The following is a 15,806-nucleotide window of genomic DNA, read 5'->3' as shown; positions in this document are numbered from 1 at the left end:
AGTCGCGCGTCCTCGTCACACAAAAAAGAAGTCATGCGACCGAATCTGTCAGTAGCCGACACTCTTTCAGATCGACTATAATGCAGGTCCACAACTTGGGAGGAGGAAGCCATGGCGGATCTCTCAGAGCACGAGCAAGCAGTACGATCGTTGCTTCTGCAAACCCGACCAGCTGCAGCGGCCCTGAGCGACGCGATGATCAATGACCTTATCCAAGGTAAAAATCCTAGATCAGGTAGCGGCGGTCCTGCACTAAATCTGGATCTGTGGCCTTTGATCGAAGAAACCATCAAGTGGCTTCCTGTCGTTTCAGCCGTCGTATCAGTCGTAAGCAATTATTTTAACATAAAGAAAGCATTGCTTCCTGAAAAAGCACCAAGCGTAACTGAGATTACCGACGAAGTGATCGGCCAACTCCGCGAGAAAACGCCAGGCTCGACGTACAAACGTGAGGAGATCGAGAACGCCGTAGCGCGTGCTCTGAAGCCTTAGAGATGTCTCTTCAGCCACTTGTGCAAGAGATCAATCGTCGAGCTTACGACAACCTGAGCTGGCTTCGCCCTATCATCAAGCAGCCGGCTCTGCTTCTACTTCTGCCCGCCGCGGCTGCCGCCAATCAATGGGATATCTCTGCGCTAATAGCAGTTTGCTGCGTCAGCATGTCGTGGCTAGTTCACACGACGGCGAGTGCGAATGCTAAATACGACTTAGTGAGATGGCTGGTGGAGCGGATAGAGGCCGACCCCCAAATACGAGTCTACGAGCCCACCGACTATTTTTCCGGATTGCAGGCTGAGAATATCTGGCCGAGCGGCGATCCGGTTTCGGTGTCGGTCATCGTAGTACCCACGCTAGACGCGCCCGCCGCCGTGCCAGTAGCAAGAGATCGCACGGTCGTGGCTTTTCACTCGAGGCCCGATCAAATGATAAATCTGTATCGGTACTACCCGTTGCTCCATGAGTTCGGCCATGTCGGCCGCCTTCACGCGCTTGCCATTGCTTTCCCGGCCCGCAATTCCTTCAGATACATCTCCACGGCGGCCTTGGTAATCAGTTTCGCGACTTCCGAGCACTGTTGGCTTCTCCTGCTTTTGGTCGCATTCGCCTGCTGGGCCTCCATGTTCGCGTACGATGACGAGACACTTCAAGCCGAAGTTGCGGCTGATCATTTCGCACTGACGACCTTGCTACGCTTGACAGATGCCGGCGTTTTCGTCGCACAAGACCATCAAAGAAATTCAGGGCCGCTGTACGACGGCGCGCCGTTGCAAGGCCTCGAAACCAAATTGCCCGAGCGTCTTCAGCTGATCCGCCGCGACATTTTCAACGAAATGCGCGCTGACATCCGAAATAACGGCACTTGCGATCTTGACCACTATACAGACTCGGCGACCCGGCAACACGGAATGCATGTAGAAGGCCTGCTTGTTGCGGGCTTCGCATCGGCCTTGGTCGTATGTTCTCTGTTCCTCGTCAAGAACGTCTCTTGGCCGGGACCACTTTCGCTGATCACTCCGGCGCTGATGATACTCTTTTGTGCTCTCGTCTCTCAAGGATACGCCTCATTGGGCGAGCGATTGCTGAAACTCTTGCAGGAGTCCGATTTAGACGGAGCGGAGCGCTCGATCCGGGCTGTTGAAGAATGGACGGCAAGAAGCCGACCGCGCACGTTTGCAGCGTGGATGTGGATGGATCGGCTCAGCCAACGGCTAAATCGAAGTTGATGAGGTGAGAAAAAAGGCTCACCCTAGAACCAACAAAAGGGCGGGCGATGAATCTCAAGCAACTCGGCGCACAGCACCGGTCGCTTAAAATTCCTCGGTAGCATGTCCGATCACGCGCCTGATATCTCATCGGCCCGCAGCTGCGGTGCCTCGCGCTTCTCATCGATGCGCGGGTACGAGGAAAGCCCTCCTGAAAACGATCAGCGTTTCAATCCGCGCGCCAGCCCAACGGCTATAGCGCTGCATACAGCTTGACAGAAGCCTACCCCGGATCACAGGCTTTGCAGGGGCCATGCAGCGGCAATCGCCCGTCGCGCTGGTTTTGATACTGGTTGGTTACCAAAGCCGGTTCGCATTGATCTCATTGGCATTTCACGCCCTTCCCTTCTCCCACAAGGGGAGAAGGGAAGGGCGCCTTGCGAGGAGAAACCTCAAGCGTTCGAATATTTCTTCAACTCGAGCCGCGCGATCTGGTTGCGGTGGACCTCATCGGGGCCATCTGCAAGTCGCAGCAAGCGCGCGGTCGCATAGGCCTGGGTCAGGCCGAAATCGTTCGAGGTCCCGCCGCCGCCATGGGCCTGAATTGCCCAGTCGATGATCTGGCAGGCCATGTTGGGCACGGCAACCTTGATCATGGCGATTTCGGCCTTCGCCACCTTGTTGCCGACCGTGTCCATCGCGTGGGCCGCATTCAGCGTCAGCAGCCGGGCCTGCTCGATCATGATGCGGGCTTCCGCGATGCGCTCCTGCGTCACCGTCTGCTCCGAGACCGGCTTGCCGAAGGCGACCCGGCTGCGCACGCGGCGGCACATTTTCTCCAGCGTGCGCTCGGCTAATCCAATCAGCCGCATGCAGTGATGGATGCGGCCGGGCCCGAGGCGGCCCTGTGCGATCTCGAAACCGCGGCCCTCGCCGAGCAGCATGTTCTCTTTGGGCACGCGCACATTGGTGAACACCACTTCGGAGGCGCGGTCGGGCACGCCGTAGAAGCCGAACACGGGCAGGGGACGTTTCACCTCGATGCCTTGCGTGTCCATCGGCACCAGGATCATGGATTGCTGCTTGTGGCGGTCGGGATTGTCGGGATCGGTCTTGCCCATGAAGATGCAGATCTTGCAGCGCGGGTCGGTCGCATTCGTCGTGTACCATTTGCGGCCGTTGACGACGTAATGGTCGCCGTCGCGCACGATCGAACTCTCGATGTTGGTCGCATCCGACGAGGCGACCGCCGGCTCGGTCATGGCGAAGCAGGAGCGGATCTCGCCTGCGAGCAGCGGCTTCAGCCAGCGCTCCTTGTCCTTCTCGGTGCCGTAGCGCTCCAGCACCTCCATGTTGCCGGTGTCGGGCGCCGAGCAATTGAACACTTCGGGGGCGAGATGCGAGCGGCCCATCACCTCGCAGAGCGGGGCATATTCGAGATTGGTGAGGCCGGCGCCGTGACTACTTTCGGGCAGGAACAGATTCCAGAGCCCCTCGGCGCGCGCCAGCGGCTTCAGCTCCTCGACGACGGGATAGACCTTCCATGGCCCGAGCTCCTCGGCCTCGCGATAGAAGCGCTCCTCGTTCGGATAGATGCGCCGGTCCATGAAGCTCTCGAGCTTGCGCTTGAGCTCCACGACTTTGGGTGACATCGGGTAGAGCATCGTTCGTCTCCTGGATCGAGGGTGGCGCGGACTTCCGCGCGATGAAGCGTCGCGTCACGCGACGCGGTATTCCCTGAACTTCTCGCGCAGAGCCGACTTCAGCACCTTGCCGGTGCCGGTCATCGGGAACTCGTCCAGGAATTCCACCGCGTCCGGCATCCACCAGCTCGCGATCCTCGGGCGCATATGGTCGAGCAGCGTCTTGCCGTCGACGGTCGCGCCCTTCTTGCGGACGACGAGGAGCAGGGGACGCTCTTGCCATTTCTCGTGCGCGATCGCGACGACGGCGGCTTGCAGCACGTCGGGGTGAGACAAGGCGATGTCTTCGAGCTGGATCGACGAGATCCATTCGCCGCCGGACTTGATCACGTCCTTGGAGCGGTCGGTCAGGGTGACGTGACCCTGCGGGTCGATCACCGCCATGTCGCCGGTGATCAGCCAGCCGTCGCGATCGAGGCCTTCCTCCAGCTTCATGTAGCCGGAAGCGACCCAGGGGCCACGGGCGCGCAGATGACCGACGGTCTTGCCGTCGCGCGGCAACTCGTTGCCGGCATCGTCGACGATGCGCAACGCGGTACCGAAACAGGCGCGTCCCGAGACTTGGCGTCGGTCGAATTTTTCCGTCTCGCTGAGATGCTCCGAGCCGGGCCGCAAGCCCGGCATCGAGCAACCCAGGGCCTCGGTCATGCCCCAGGCCTGGATATAGTCGATGCCATAGTCGCGCTTCAGCTTCTCGACCATCGCGCGCGGCGGCGCCGAGCCGGACGACAACGTTGCGCGCAACGTGGAGAATTTGTTGCCGGTGCGGCCGAGCCAGTCGAGCAGGATCAGCCAGAAGCTGGGCACGCCCGCCGAGAGCGTGACCTTCTCGCCCTCGAGCAATTCATAGAGCTTGTCGGGCTCGTAGTTGCGGCCGGGCAGCACCAGCTTCGAGCCGGTATAGGGAGCCGTGAACGGCATGTTCCAGCCATTGCCGTGGAAGAGGGGCGCCATCGGCATCATCACCTCGCGCACGCCCTCGACATGGCCCGGCAGGAAATCGAAATTGCAGCAGGTCATGGTCTGCAGGATCGCGGCGCGGTGCGAATAGATCACGCCCTTGGGATTGCCGGTCGTGCCCGACGTGTAGCAGATGGTCGAGGCGGACTTCTCGTCGAATTCCGGCCAGGCGAAGCCGGCCTCGTTCTCCTTCTCCAGAAGCTCTTCGTAACAATGGACGTTCGCGAGCTTCGTCTCGGGCATGCGCTCGCGCGAGGACATCACGACATAGGCCTCGACCGTCTTGAGCTGCGGCGCGATCGCCTCGACGAGCGGCAGCGTAGCACGGTCGATGAACAGGAGACGGTCTTCGGCATGATTGATGATGTAGACGAGCTGTTCGGGAAACAGCCGCGGGTTGACGGTATGCAGCACGTAGCCCATGCCAGGCGCGGCGTAAAACATCTCGAAATGGCGATGGGTGTTCCAGGCCAGCGTGCCGACGCGGTCGCCGGGATTCATGCCGAGCCTCTTGAGCGCCAGCGCCATGCGCTTGATGCGGGGATGGGCGTCCGCATAGGTGTAGCGATGGATGTCGCCTTCGATCTCGCGCGCGACGATCTCCGCTTCGCCGTGATAGTCGGCTGCGTATTGGATCAGGCCGCTGATCAGAAGCGGCATGTCCATCATCAATCCCTGCATGGTCTCCTCCGGATCGCCGCGTCGTTGCACGGCGCAGGCCTGTGATTTTGCGCGCGAGGTTAGCGGAACGCCACGCGGCGTTCACGCAAAAAACAGCGAGCATGATTGCATGCGGCACTTTTTCAGAGCTAACGTGAGGTGAGCTGCCGGCGAAGCAGCGTTCGCGGTGGAGGAGATGAATGTCAGCGGAAAGACACAAGACCGGCACAACCGGCGCATCTACGGTCGATGTTTCCGCGCTCCGTGCCCGCTACCGCGACGAGCGCGATCGTCGTCTGCGCGCCGAGGGCAAGGCGCAGTATGTCGAGGTTACGGGCAAATTCGGCCGCTATCTCGACGATCCCTGGGCCGATCCCGGCTTTGCGCGCGCCGCCGTCAGCGAAGCGACCGAAGTGCTCATCGTCGGTGGCGGCTTCGGTGGTCTGTTGTGTGGCGCGCGGTTGCGCGATGCCGGCATCGAGGATTTTCGCATCGTGGAAAAGGCCGCCGACTTCGGCGGCACCTGGTACTGGAATCGTTATCCCGGCGCCGCCTGCGATACCGAGAGCTACATCTATCTGCCGCTGCTGGAAGAGACCGGCTACATGCCGGTGCGCAAATACGCGCGGGCGCCAGAGATCTACGAGCATTCGCGCCGCATCGGCCGTCATTTCGGGCTCTACGAGCGCGCGCTGTTTCAGACCGTCATCTCGCGGATGACATGGCAGGAGCAGGAGGCTCGCTGGCTGGTCGAGACCGATCGGGGCGATCGCATCCGCGCGCGCTTCGTCATTTTGGCCGGCGGTCCGCTGAGCCGTCCGAAGCTGCCGGGCATTCCCGGCATCGAGACGTTCAAGGGCCACAGCTTTCATACCAGTCGCTGGGACTACGGCTACACTGGCGGCAACGCGGACGGTGGCCTGATCGGACTCGCCGACAAGCGCGTCGGCATCATCGGCACCGGCGCCACCGCCGTGCAATGTGTGCCGCATCTCGGCCGTTCGGCGAAGGAGCTCTATGTCTTCCAGCGCACGCCGTCTGCGATCGGCGTTCGCGACGACCGTCCGACGGATCAGGCCTGGGCGCGAAGCCTCAAGCCAGGCTGGCAGCGCGAACGCATGGACAATTTTACGGCCGTGATTTCAGGCGAGCCGTTCGAACAGGATCTGGTGCAGGACGGCTGGACCGGCCTGCTCGGCGAGATCCTGCTGGCACCGCGCCGTCAGCCCCATCCGGTGACCTCGATGGACGAGGCACTGAAGGTGATCGAGCAGGCCGATTACCGCAAGATGGAGGAGATCCGCGCTCGCGTCGACACGGTGGTCGGGGACGAGGCGACCGCGGCTGCGCTCAAGCCCTGGTACAAGGCATTCTGCAAGCGGCCGTGCTTCCACGACGAATATCTCGATACCTTCAATCGCCCCAACGTGCATCTCGTCGACACCAAAGGGCAGGGCGTCGAGCGCATCACGGAGAATGCCGTCGTCGTCGACGGCAAGGCCTACGAGCTCGACTGCCTGATCTATGCCAGCGGCTTCGAGGTCGGCACCGACTACGCGCGCCGCATGGGCTTCGAGGTGTATGGCCGCGACGGCATGAGCCTGTCCGAGCGGTGGCGCGACGGCGTCAAGACGCTGCACGGCTTCTACAGCCGCGGTTTCCCGAACTGCTTCCTGATCGTCACGGTGCAGGCCGGACAGAGCGCCAATTTTCCGCACATTATCGACGAACAATCGCAGCACATCGCCTACGTCATCAAGGAGGCCCGAGAACGTAAGGCGCGCACCCTGGAGCCGACGCTTGCCGCCGAGAACGCCTGGGTCGACGAGATCGTCAGGGCCGCACTCGGCCGGCAGACCTATCTCGCCGAATGCACGCCGGGCTACTACAACAACGAAGGCGTGTTCGATCCGATCGCGGCAAGAAACAGCCAATATTGGCGCGGGCCGATGGCATTCCTGCGGCTGCTCGACAAATGGCGCAAGGAAGGCAGTCTGGAAGGCCTCGAATTGTCCTATGATCCGGCCATGGAGTCGGCGCGTTCCACCGGTTAAGATGGCGCCGCCGAGCGGTACAGGACGGAGATTGGGTATGATCAGGGGCAGGGCTGTTGCGGGAGCGGTTTTTGGCGCAATGACGCTGCTCGGCTGCCTGGTCTCCTCGGCTGAGGCTGCGCAATGCGGCAGCTCGCCGGCGGGTTTCGAGGCCTGGAAACGCGAATTCAGCGCGGAGGCGCAGGGCAAGGGCGTCGGCCCCACCGCACTCTCGGCCCTGATGCAGACGAACTATGCCAGCGCCACCATCGCGGCCGACCGCGGCCAGCGCAGCTTTTCGCTGACGCTCGACCAGTTCCTCGCCAAGCGCGGCGCCACCACCATCGTTGCCAAGGGACGGCAGCTCAAGCAGTCGCATGCCGCCTTGTTCGCCTCGATCGAGCAGCGCTATGGCGTCCCGCCGGGACCCTTGATCGCGATCTGGGGCATGGAGACCGGCTTCGGCAGCCAGCGCGGCAATCAGAACATGCTGTCGTCGATCGCGACCCTTGCCTATGACTGCCGCCGGCCTGAATTCTTCACCGACCAGCTCTATGCAGCCTTGAAGCTGATCGACCGCGGTACGCTGTCGGGATCAACCCGCGGCTCCATGCATGGCGAGGTCGGTCAGACCCAGTTCATGCCCAAGAGCATTCTGGCCTATGGCACCGGCAACCTCGAAGTTGCCGCCAATGCGCTGAACTCGACCGCGAATTTCCTCAAGGCCCATGGCTGGCGCGCGGGAGCCGGGTACCAGCCCGGCGAGCCGAATTTTGCCGCGATCGAGGCTTGGAATGCTGCAGGCGTCTATCAGAAGGCAATCGCGCTGATGGGCCGGCAGATCGACGAGGGCGGAGGCGCCGCGGCCTTGCGCTAAAGCATGATCCGGAGGAGTGTGCAGCGGTTTTCCGAAAAGATCATGCTTAAACAAGAGCCTAGAACGCGATGACAATCTCGTCTCGTTTTGGGCTGCTCAGCAAGGAGTGATGCGCCGGCGCGAGAAAGTTGTTGCCAACTGGAACTGACGGCACGACGTTTGCTTTGATCGAGTTCAGGGCTGGGCATGAGGAGACTCAACATGGCTACCCAGATCGTGATGGACCAAACTGGCGACACGCGCCACGAGTTTGATCCTGGCAATGCCGAAGCGCTGGCGCGAGCCGAACGGCGCTTTCGGGAGCTGACCGGAGCCGGCTTCACCGCCGCTCTTCGAACCGGACCCGGCGAAGTTACCCGGATCCGATCGTTCGACCCGACCGCGCAGGAAACGTTGTTCTATCCCCGCCTGGTCGGCGGTTGATCTGAGCTGCCCATGATCGCGGCAGTTTGGCTCCGCGCGCCGGCGCGTGCGCGTCTGCATGCGCTGCGTGAACTCTACCGCCGCTTCTTCGGCGAAAACACGCCGGACGCCCGCGGCCGCCGGCTTCTGGCCGAATGGCTGTCGCCGGCGCAGCGTGCGCAGTTCGAGCAGCACCGGTATTTCGACGTCGTCGGCTGCGACACCGGCAGAATTTATCGCATCCACTACGGCACGGCCGCAAATGTGCATGAGATCGACGGCGATGGGCGCGCGACGATGGGGTGGTGCTTCGTCCCGTCAGGCTTCCTGGTGCCGGGCGACGTGATGCTGGCGCAGAAGATCGCGCTCGAGACGGACGAAAAGGGAGCGCTGGCGCTCGCCAACCGGTTTCCGCCGGCCACGCATTCCGAGCATTTCTACCGGCGGCCCTTCTAGCGCCGGGAAGGCCGAGGCCGTCAGTAATGCGTAGAACGGTAGGCGTCCAGCGCATGCGCCGCGAAGACGCCGATGCTGCAAAGGGCGAGCACGGCTGAGATCAACTCGATCATAGCTCATCCTCCCGTAGCGGCTGGGCGACGAGGTTTTGGCAGCAGGAGTATTCGTAGATCAGGTCGAGGATGAATTGCATGGTGGCCGTCCCTGTACTTATTTTGACAACCACTTAACCGGCCATCTGTTTCAGGCGTGTTTCGTCGCATCGGGAAAGGGGTTTCGCGCGGAACCCGGCGCTGGTTAACGCGGTGCGGGCCCGCTATATCCCGTCATTGCCCAAGCCCTTCAGGCCGCCACTTCGAGGCGGCGCATCATACTGCGAGGCAAAATCATGGCGCAGGTCGAGTGGTTCGACGATCTCACCGTCGGAATGCGGTTCAAGTCCCCCGAAGTTGTGGTCACCGAGGCCGACATCAAGCGCTTTGCCGCCGAGTTCGATCCGCAGCCGATGCATCTCGATCACGAGGCCGCCAAGACGACCCTGTTCAAGGGGCTTGCCGCCTCAGGATGGCACACCGCCGCGATCGCCATGAACCTCGCAATCCAGACCCGCCCGTTCGGGCCGCATCCGCTGATTGGCGCTGGTGTCGACGGCCTGCGCTGGACGATGCCGGTGCGCCCCGACGACCGACTGCATCTGGTCGGCGAGGTCATGAGCCTGACGCCATCCAAGTCGAAGCCGCAGGGTATAGCGCTGGTGAAATGGACCATGTTCAACCAGAACGGCGAGGAGGTTTACACCTTTACTCCGATCGCGATCGTGCCGCGGCGAGGGTAGGGCACAGCCGCGTTCCATGCGGGCGACTGAAATCCTTGCGGGCTGCCGGCAGAGGTGGTCATCTCAGCACGGGGCAGCGTGCTGGAGGCCGATATGAATCGATTCAGTCTCGGCGCTGCATTGCTTGCAGGCATCTCGAGCGCCGGGCCCTCCCTTGCGCAACAATCCAAAGTCGGCGACTGGACCATCGAGAGGCGGGCGCAGGACACGCATTGCAATGCGAGCCGCGGCTACAAGGACAAGGATGACGAGAACCGCGACTACGTCGTCGTGATCACCTATTCCCAGCAGGCGATCGTGATCGTGATGATCTACGATGGTTGGGAATGGGATAAGGCCGGCGAGGTCCTCCGGGCCGACCTTGGCACCGATGACGCCGACATCATGAAGAAAGCCAAGTGGGAGGTCATGGACAAGACCACCGTGCGCGGCATTTTCGCCTACGACCAGTCGATCATGGATCGGCTCGCGAAGGCCAAGCGCCTCACGCTCGATTTCGAGGACGACGATGACGACAGCATCGAGATGCAGATCCCGCGTGCCGGCGAGGCGCTGGCGGCGCTGAAATTCTGCGAAGAGAATCGGAAATAATCGATCCGATCTTGTTGGTCCCGCCGGGGGGCGTGCCGCGGCGGGACGCGGTTCACTCGGCAGGCCCCTGGACCGGAGCCGCGCTGATGTCGCTGCCGTGGTGCGTCAGCGGCTTCATGCCAGTGACGGTCCGCAGCAGTACGTAGAACACCGGCGTCAGGAACAGGCCGAACACCGTGACGCCGATCATGCCGGAGAACACGGCAACGCCCATGGCTCGCCGCATTTCCGAACCGGCGCCGGTCGAGAGCACCAGCGGCAGGACGCCCATGATGAACGCCATCGACGTCATCAGGATCGGACGCAGCCGCAGCCGGCTCGCCTCGATCGCGGCCCGGATCGGCGTGCGGCCTGCGAATTCGAGCTCCCGCGCGAATTCGACGATCAGGATCGCGTTCTTGGCGGAGAGGCCGACCAGCACGATCAAGCCGATCTGGGTGAAGACGTTGTTGTCGCCCTTGGAGATCCAGACGCCGAACATCGCTGCCAGGAGGCCCATCGGCACGATCATGATGATCGAGAGCGGCAGGGTCAGGCTCTCATAGAGCGCGGCCAGCACCAGGAACACCAACAGGATCGCCAGCGGGAACACCCACATGCCGGAATTGCCGGCGATGAACTCCTGATAGGTCAGGTCGGTCCATTCGAAGGCAAAGCCTGGCGGCAGCACCTCTGCGGCGATCCGCGTCGCCGCCTCCTGCGCCTGGCCTGATGAAAAGCCGGGCGCGGCCGCCGCGTTGATGTCCGAGGACAGGAAGCCGTTGTAGCGGATCGCACGCTCCGGACCCGCGCTCTGGCGGATCGTGAGCAGCGCGGACAACGGCACCATGTCGCCCGAGGACGAGCGCACCTTCAACTGCCTGATGTCGTCGGCGCGCGCGCGGAACGGCGCGTCGGCTTGAACCCGGACGGAATAGGTGCGGCCGAATTTGTTGAAGTCGTTGACGTAATAGGAGCCCAGGTAAATCTGGAGCGTGTTGAACACTTCCGTGACGGGGACGCCAAGCTGCAGCGCCTTGGTGCGGTCGATGTCGGCGAAGAGCTGGGGTACGTTGACCTGGAAGCTCGAGAACACGCCGGCGATCTCCGGCGCCTTCTGCATCGCAGCCATGAATGCGTTCGTCGCCTCGTTCAAGGCGTCATAGCCGAGACCGGCGCGGTCCTCGATCTGCAGCTTGAAGCCGCCGATGGTGCCGAGGCCGTTGACCGGCGGCGGCGGGAACATGGCGATGAAGGCTTCCTGGATGCCCGCGTACTTCTTGTTCAGCTCGGCCGCGAGGGCGGGACCGCTGAGCGAGGGATCCTTGCGTTCGTCGAACGGCCTAAGCGTCGAGAACACGATGCCGGCGTTGGACGAGTTGGTGAAGCCGGAGATCGACAGGCCAGGGAATGCCACCGAGCTCTCGACGCCGGGCTGGGTCAGCGCGATGTCGCTCATCTTGCGGATGACTTCTTCCGTCCGGTCGAGCGTCGCGCCATCGGGCAGGCGGGCGAAGCCGACGAGGTACTGCTTGTCCTGTCCCGGCACGAAGCCGCTCGGCACCTGCTGGAACAAGAGCGCGGTGATACCGACGAGGACCACGTAGAGGCCCATCACGGCGGCCTTGCCCGAGATCACCTTGCCAACGCTGCCGCTGTAGTTCTCGGAGGAGCGCGTGAAGGCCTTGTTGAAGCCGCGGAAGAACCAGCCGAGGCTCTTTTCCATGACCAGCGTCAGCTTGTCCTTCGGCTCGTTGTGACCCTTGAGCAGCAGCGCCGACAGCGCCGGCGACAGCGTCAGCGAGTTGACGGCCGAGATCACGGTCGAGATCGCGATCGTCAGCGCGAACTGCTTGTAGAACTGCCCGGTGAGGCCGGAGATGAAGGCCAGCGGCACGAACACTGCGATCAGCACCATGGCGATTGCGATGATCGGACCCGACACCTCGCGCATCGCCTGGTAGGTGGCATCGCGCGGCGAAAGGCCGGACTCGATGTTGCGCTCGACATTCTCGACCACGACGATGGCATCGTCGACGACGATGCCGATCGCGAGCACCAGGCCGAACAGGCTCAGCGCGTTGATGGAGAAGCCGAACACGTGCATCACGGCGAACGTGCCGACGATCGACACCGGCACGGCCAGGAGCGGGATGATCGAGGCGCGCCAGGTCTGGAGGAACAGGATCACCACCAGCACGACAAGGGCGATGGCCTCCAGCAGCGTGTGGATGACGGCTTCGATCGAGGAACGCACGAACTGGGTGGGGTCGTAGACGATCTGGTAGGACACGCCCTCGGGCATGTTCTTCTTGATCTCGGCCATGGTGGCGCGAACGTTGTCGGAAATCTGCAGCGCGTTGGAGCCGGGCGCCTGGAAGATCGGGATCGCCACCGCCTGCTTGTTGTCGAGCAGCGAGCGCAGGCCGTATTCGGAGGCGCCAAGCTCGACGCGCGCGACGTCGCGCAAGCGTACGACCTCGCCGCGTGCGCCGGTTTTGACCACGATGTCGCCGAACTGCTCTTCATTCGCGAGCCGGCCTTCCGCATTGATCGACAATTGCAGGTCGATCCCCTTGACGTTCGGGGAGGAGCCGACCACGCCGGCGGCGGCCTCGACGTTCTGCGCCTGGATCGCGCGCACGATGTCGCTCGCGGTCAGGCCGTGCTCGGCGGCCTTCTGAGGATCGACCCAGACCCGCATCGAATAGTCGCCGGCGCCATAAAGCTGGACGTCGCCGACGCCGTCGATCCGCGCCAGCCGGTCCTTGACGTTGAGCACCGCATAATTGCGCAGATACGTCATGTCGTAGCGGCCGTTCGGCGACAGCAGGTGCACGACCATGGTGAGGTCGGGCGACGACTTCTTGGTGATGATGCCGAGCTGGCGCACCACGGACGGCAGGCGCGGCTCGGCCTGCTGCACGCGGTTCTGCACCAGCTGCGTCGCCTTGTCGGGGTCGGTGCCGAGCCGGAACGTCACCGTCAGCGTCATCGCGCCGTCGGTGGTCGCCTGGCTCGACATGTAGAGCATGTTCTCGACGCCGTTGATCTGCTCCTCGATCGGGGTTGCCACCGTCTCCGCGATCACCTTGGGATTGGCGCCGGGATAGGTCGCGCGCACCACGACCGAGGGCGGCACCACGTCCGGGTATTCCGAGATCGGCATCGCGAACAGCGAGATCAGGCCCGCCAGGAAGATCAGCACCGACAGCACGCCGGCGAAGATCGGACGGTCGATGAAAAACTTCGAGAGATTCATTGGCTTTGCCCCTGCGCAATATCTTGTGCGTCTCGAGATAGCTCCACCGTCATTCCGGGGCGTGTGCGAAGCCCGCGAACCCGGAATCTGGAGGTGAAGCGATCGGAGTCTCGTAACTGCTGGCCCGGGTTCGCGCTACGCGCGCCCCGGGATGACGGAAAGCACTAGCGTTGCACCACGTCCTGGTTGCTGTGGTTGGAAGCCGCTTGCTGCCCGCGCGCACCCATTGCCGCGATCTCCGTCTTGAGCAGGGCACCGGGCCGCACACGCTGTAGTCCGTTCACGACGATGCGCTCGCCGGACTTCAGACCCGAGGTGACGATGCGAAGCCCATCGACGGTGCCGCCGAGCGTGACTGGCCGGTAGACGGCGCGGTTGTCGTCGCCGACCGCCATCACGAACTTCTTGTCCTGGTCGGTGCCGATCGCGCGCTCGTCGATCATCACCAGTGCCTGCTGCTTCGGCTGGCCCATGCGCACGCGGGCGAACTGGCCGGGGATGAGGCGCCCGTCCTCGTTGCGGAATACCGCGCGGACACGGATGGTGCCGCTCTGGCCGTTGACCTGGTTATCGATGAGCTGGATGTGGCCCTTCGCGGACAGGCCGCCCGACGTGGTCATCTCGACCGGGATCTGGTCGAGCTCGCCGCGCCTGCCGGAGGCATCCGCGATCGAGTTCAGCGCGCGCAGCACGAGCTCTTCATCCGCATCGAACGAGGCGTAGATCGGATTGACCGAGACCAGCGAGGTCAAGACCGGGGACGCGGTGCCGGCGGCGACGAGATTGCCGACGGTGACCTCGATCTTGCCGACGCGGCCGTCCACGGGAGCGCGCACCTCGGTGTAGTCGAGATTGAGCTTTGCGGTCTGGAGCGTCGCCTCGGCCGCCTTCACATTGGCGATGGCTTCGCGGTTGGCGTTGTCGCGCTGGTCATAGTCGCGGCGCGTCACCACGGCGTTGCCGACGAGCTGCGCACCGCGCTCGAGCTCGCTCTGGGTGAAGACGACGCGCGCTTTCGCAGCTTCGAGCTGGGCTGCGGCCTTGTCGACCTCGGCCGCATAAGGGGCGGGATCAATCTTGAACAGCACGTCGCCGGCCTTCACCAGCGCCCCTTCGGTGAAGTTCGCCGACAGGATCGCACCCGCAACGCGCGGGCGGAGCTCGACGCGGTGGATGGCCTCCAGCCGGCCGGAGAAGTCGTCCCACAGCACGGTCTGCCGTGGCTCGATCATCGCGACGGTAACGGAAACGGCTTGTTCGGCCGCGGCGGCCGGTGCCGTCGCTTGCGCCGCGTGAAAGTAGCGGCCGGTCGCAATCGAGCCGGCCACGGCGAGGGCGCCGACGATGGCGACGCCGCCCAGAAGGCGGCGGAAACGGCCGGTGCGGGAAGTGTTTTGGGAGGGGGGCATTTGCGCGCTCCAGATATGTAGTGTTCACTACAGATGTGGAGCTGGATACCGCAGTGCAAGATACTTATGTACCATTCACTAAGAAAATTGTAGCGGCATACCGCAAGAATTGGAAGGCCCTGGGAAAGTAGAATTAGAACAAATAGTTAGGATTCGACGTTAAGCCTTCTGCAGAACGCGAATTCCGAGGAGACAGGCATATGGGCATGGGACGCCCCCGCGAATTCGACGCCGAAATGGCGTTGGACCAGGCGATGGAAGTGTTTTGGCGCCATGGCTATGAGGGCGCGACCATTGCCCAGCTCACCGAGGCCATGGGCATCAACCCGCCCAGTCTCTACGCCTGCTTCGGCAACAAGGAGGGCCTGCTGAAGGCCGCGCTCGACCGCTACACCAAGCTGCGGAACATCTGGATGGAGGAGGTGGTGGCAGCGCCCACCGCCCGTGCCGTCGCCGAGCGGATGTTGATGGGCATCGCCGACAAGCAGACCGATCCTGCCAATCCGCCCGGCTGCCTGCTGGTGCAAGGCGGCATCGCCTGCGGCACCGGCTCCGAGAACGTCCCCTTCGAACTGGCCGCGCGCCGCGCCCAGAACGAGGACCAGCTCCGCGACCGTTTCATTCGCGCCAAGGCCGAAGGTGATCTCAAGCCAACGTCCGATCCCGCCGCGCTTGCGCGCTATGTCTCCGCGGTGTCGGTCGGCATGGGCGTGATGGCGTCCTCGGGCGCGGACCGCGAAGCGCTGCGGCAGGTCGCGAGCGTCGCGGTGCAGGCGGTGGAAGCGCAATCGACTGACAAGACGTAGCTATCTCGCGGATCGCAGATCTGCCCATCGGTCGGGGTGGCAAGCTTGCCTGCGGTCCCGTCCTTCGCGACGCACGCCTACGGAGGGCCCTGAGGATGAGGTGGCGTTTTGCGGCACGATCGACCCTCGT

At 63.1% G+C, this 15,806-nt stretch carries 13 protein-coding genes; 9 read left to right on the top strand and 4 right to left on the bottom strand.

Going from position 1 to position 15,806, the window contains the following annotated elements:
• Positions 1–111 precede the first annotated feature (111 nt).
• Positions 112–492, top strand: a complete 381-nt coding sequence (locus AC1RQP_RS06005) for a hypothetical protein (RefSeq protein ID WP_492936242.1) — start codon at positions 112–114, stop codon at positions 490–492.
• 2 nt (positions 493–494) lie between these two features.
• Positions 495–1,724: a hypothetical protein gene (locus tag AC1RQP_RS06000; protein ID WP_492936241.1), complete on the top strand. Its 1,230-nt coding sequence runs from the start codon at positions 495–497 to the stop codon at positions 1,722–1,724.
• A gap of 431 nt (positions 1,725–2,155) precedes the next feature.
• Here the strand turns inward: AC1RQP_RS06000 and AC1RQP_RS05995 are convergent, their stop codons facing one another.
• Positions 2,156–3,367, bottom strand: coding sequence for an acyl-CoA dehydrogenase family protein (locus tag AC1RQP_RS05995; RefSeq protein WP_492936240.1), 1,212 nt, complete (start codon positions 3,365–3,367; stop codon positions 2,156–2,158).
• A gap of 54 nt (positions 3,368–3,421) precedes the next feature.
• A complete protein-coding gene (locus tag AC1RQP_RS05990; protein ID WP_492936239.1) occupies positions 3,422–5,047 on the bottom strand; it encodes a long-chain fatty acid--CoA ligase in 1,626 nt (541 codons plus the stop codon).
• 179 nt (positions 5,048–5,226) lie between these two features.
• Between AC1RQP_RS05990 and AC1RQP_RS05985 the strand changes: the two genes are divergently transcribed.
• The 6 genes from AC1RQP_RS05985 (at position 5,227) to AC1RQP_RS05960 (ending at position 10,220) form a co-directional block, all read left to right on the top strand.
• Entirely contained in the window at positions 5,227–7,080 is a 1,854-nt protein-coding gene (locus AC1RQP_RS05985; protein WP_492936238.1) for a flavin-containing monooxygenase, read from the top strand.
• 37 nt (positions 7,081–7,117) lie between these two features.
• Positions 7,118–7,936, top strand: coding sequence for a lytic murein transglycosylase (locus AC1RQP_RS05980; protein ID WP_239623089.1), 819 nt, complete (start codon positions 7,118–7,120; stop codon positions 7,934–7,936).
• Between the two features lie 201 nt (positions 7,937–8,137).
• A complete protein-coding gene (locus AC1RQP_RS05975) occupies positions 8,138–8,359 on the top strand; it encodes a hypothetical protein (RefSeq protein ID WP_007592399.1) in 222 nt (73 codons plus the stop codon).
• 12 nt (positions 8,360–8,371) lie between these two features.
• Positions 8,372–8,794, top strand: a complete 423-nt coding sequence (locus tag AC1RQP_RS05970) for a hypothetical protein (protein WP_492936237.1) — start codon at positions 8,372–8,374, stop codon at positions 8,792–8,794.
• A 388-nt stretch (positions 8,795–9,182) separates the two neighbouring features.
• Positions 9,183–9,629 (top strand): MaoC family dehydratase, encoded by a 447-nt coding sequence (locus AC1RQP_RS05965; RefSeq protein WP_239623091.1) that lies wholly within the window; start codon positions 9,183–9,185, stop codon positions 9,627–9,629.
• 93 nt (positions 9,630–9,722) lie between these two features.
• Complete coding sequence (locus AC1RQP_RS05960) at positions 9,723–10,220, top strand: hypothetical protein (protein WP_492936236.1); 498 nt, start codon at positions 9,723–9,725, stop codon at positions 10,218–10,220.
• Positions 10,221–10,272: 52 nt separating this feature from the next.
• Here AC1RQP_RS05960 and AC1RQP_RS05955 read toward each other — a convergent pair whose 3' ends face one another.
• Positions 10,273–13,461: an efflux RND transporter permease subunit gene (locus AC1RQP_RS05955; protein ID WP_492936235.1), complete on the bottom strand. Its 3,189-nt coding sequence runs from the start codon at positions 13,459–13,461 to the stop codon at positions 10,273–10,275.
• A gap of 164 nt (positions 13,462–13,625) precedes the next feature.
• Entirely contained in the window at positions 13,626–14,870 is a 1,245-nt protein-coding gene (locus AC1RQP_RS05950) for an efflux RND transporter periplasmic adaptor subunit (RefSeq protein ID WP_492936234.1), read from the bottom strand.
• A 200-nt stretch (positions 14,871–15,070) separates the two neighbouring features.
• Between AC1RQP_RS05950 and AC1RQP_RS05945 the strand changes: the two genes are divergently transcribed.
• A complete protein-coding gene (locus tag AC1RQP_RS05945) occupies positions 15,071–15,676 on the top strand; it encodes a TetR/AcrR family transcriptional regulator (protein ID WP_492936233.1) in 606 nt (201 codons plus the stop codon).
• Positions 15,677–15,806 lie beyond the last annotated feature (130 nt).

It is taken from the genome of Bradyrhizobium sp. GW821-FHT13H06 (genome assembly GCF_058803975.1).
Note: the sequence above shows the minus strand (reverse complement) of the source record. Positions and strands in the feature narration are given on the sequence as shown.

What these genes read in the sequence shown, in the direction of transcription:
- AC1RQP_RS05945 (WP_492936233.1), top strand. Translation starts at nt 15,071, where the DNA reads ATGGGCATGGGACGCCCCCGCGAATTCGACGCCGAAATGGCGTTGGAC.
- AC1RQP_RS05955 (WP_492936235.1), bottom strand. Translation starts at nt 13,461, where the DNA reads ATGAATCTCTCGAAGTTTTTCATCGACCGTCCGATCTTCGCCGGCGTG.
- AC1RQP_RS06000 (WP_492936241.1), top strand. Translation starts at nt 495, where the DNA reads ATGTCTCTTCAGCCACTTGTGCAAGAGATCAATCGTCGAGCTTACGAC.
- AC1RQP_RS05990 (WP_492936239.1), bottom strand. Translation starts at nt 5,047, where the DNA reads ATGCAGGGATTGATGATGGACATGCCGCTTCTGATCAGCGGCCTGATC.
- AC1RQP_RS05960 (WP_492936236.1), top strand. Translation starts at nt 9,723, where the DNA reads ATGAATCGATTCAGTCTCGGCGCTGCATTGCTTGCAGGCATCTCGAGC.
- AC1RQP_RS05950 (WP_492936234.1), bottom strand. Translation starts at nt 14,870, where the DNA reads ATGCCCCCCTCCCAAAACACTTCCCGCACCGGCCGTTTCCGCCGCCTT.
- AC1RQP_RS05975 (WP_007592399.1), top strand. Translation starts at nt 8,138, where the DNA reads ATGGCTACCCAGATCGTGATGGACCAAACTGGCGACACGCGCCACGAG.
- AC1RQP_RS05995 (WP_492936240.1), bottom strand. Translation starts at nt 3,367, where the DNA reads ATGCTCTACCCGATGTCACCCAAAGTCGTGGAGCTCAAGCGCAAGCTC.
- AC1RQP_RS05970 (WP_492936237.1), top strand. Translation starts at nt 8,372, where the DNA reads ATGATCGCGGCAGTTTGGCTCCGCGCGCCGGCGCGTGCGCGTCTGCAT.
- AC1RQP_RS05965 (WP_239623091.1), top strand. Translation starts at nt 9,183, where the DNA reads ATGGCGCAGGTCGAGTGGTTCGACGATCTCACCGTCGGAATGCGGTTC.
- AC1RQP_RS06005 (WP_492936242.1), top strand. Translation starts at nt 112, where the DNA reads ATGGCGGATCTCTCAGAGCACGAGCAAGCAGTACGATCGTTGCTTCTG.
- AC1RQP_RS05980 (WP_239623089.1), top strand. Translation starts at nt 7,118, where the DNA reads ATGATCAGGGGCAGGGCTGTTGCGGGAGCGGTTTTTGGCGCAATGACG.
- AC1RQP_RS05985 (WP_492936238.1), top strand. Translation starts at nt 5,227, where the DNA reads ATGTCAGCGGAAAGACACAAGACCGGCACAACCGGCGCATCTACGGTC.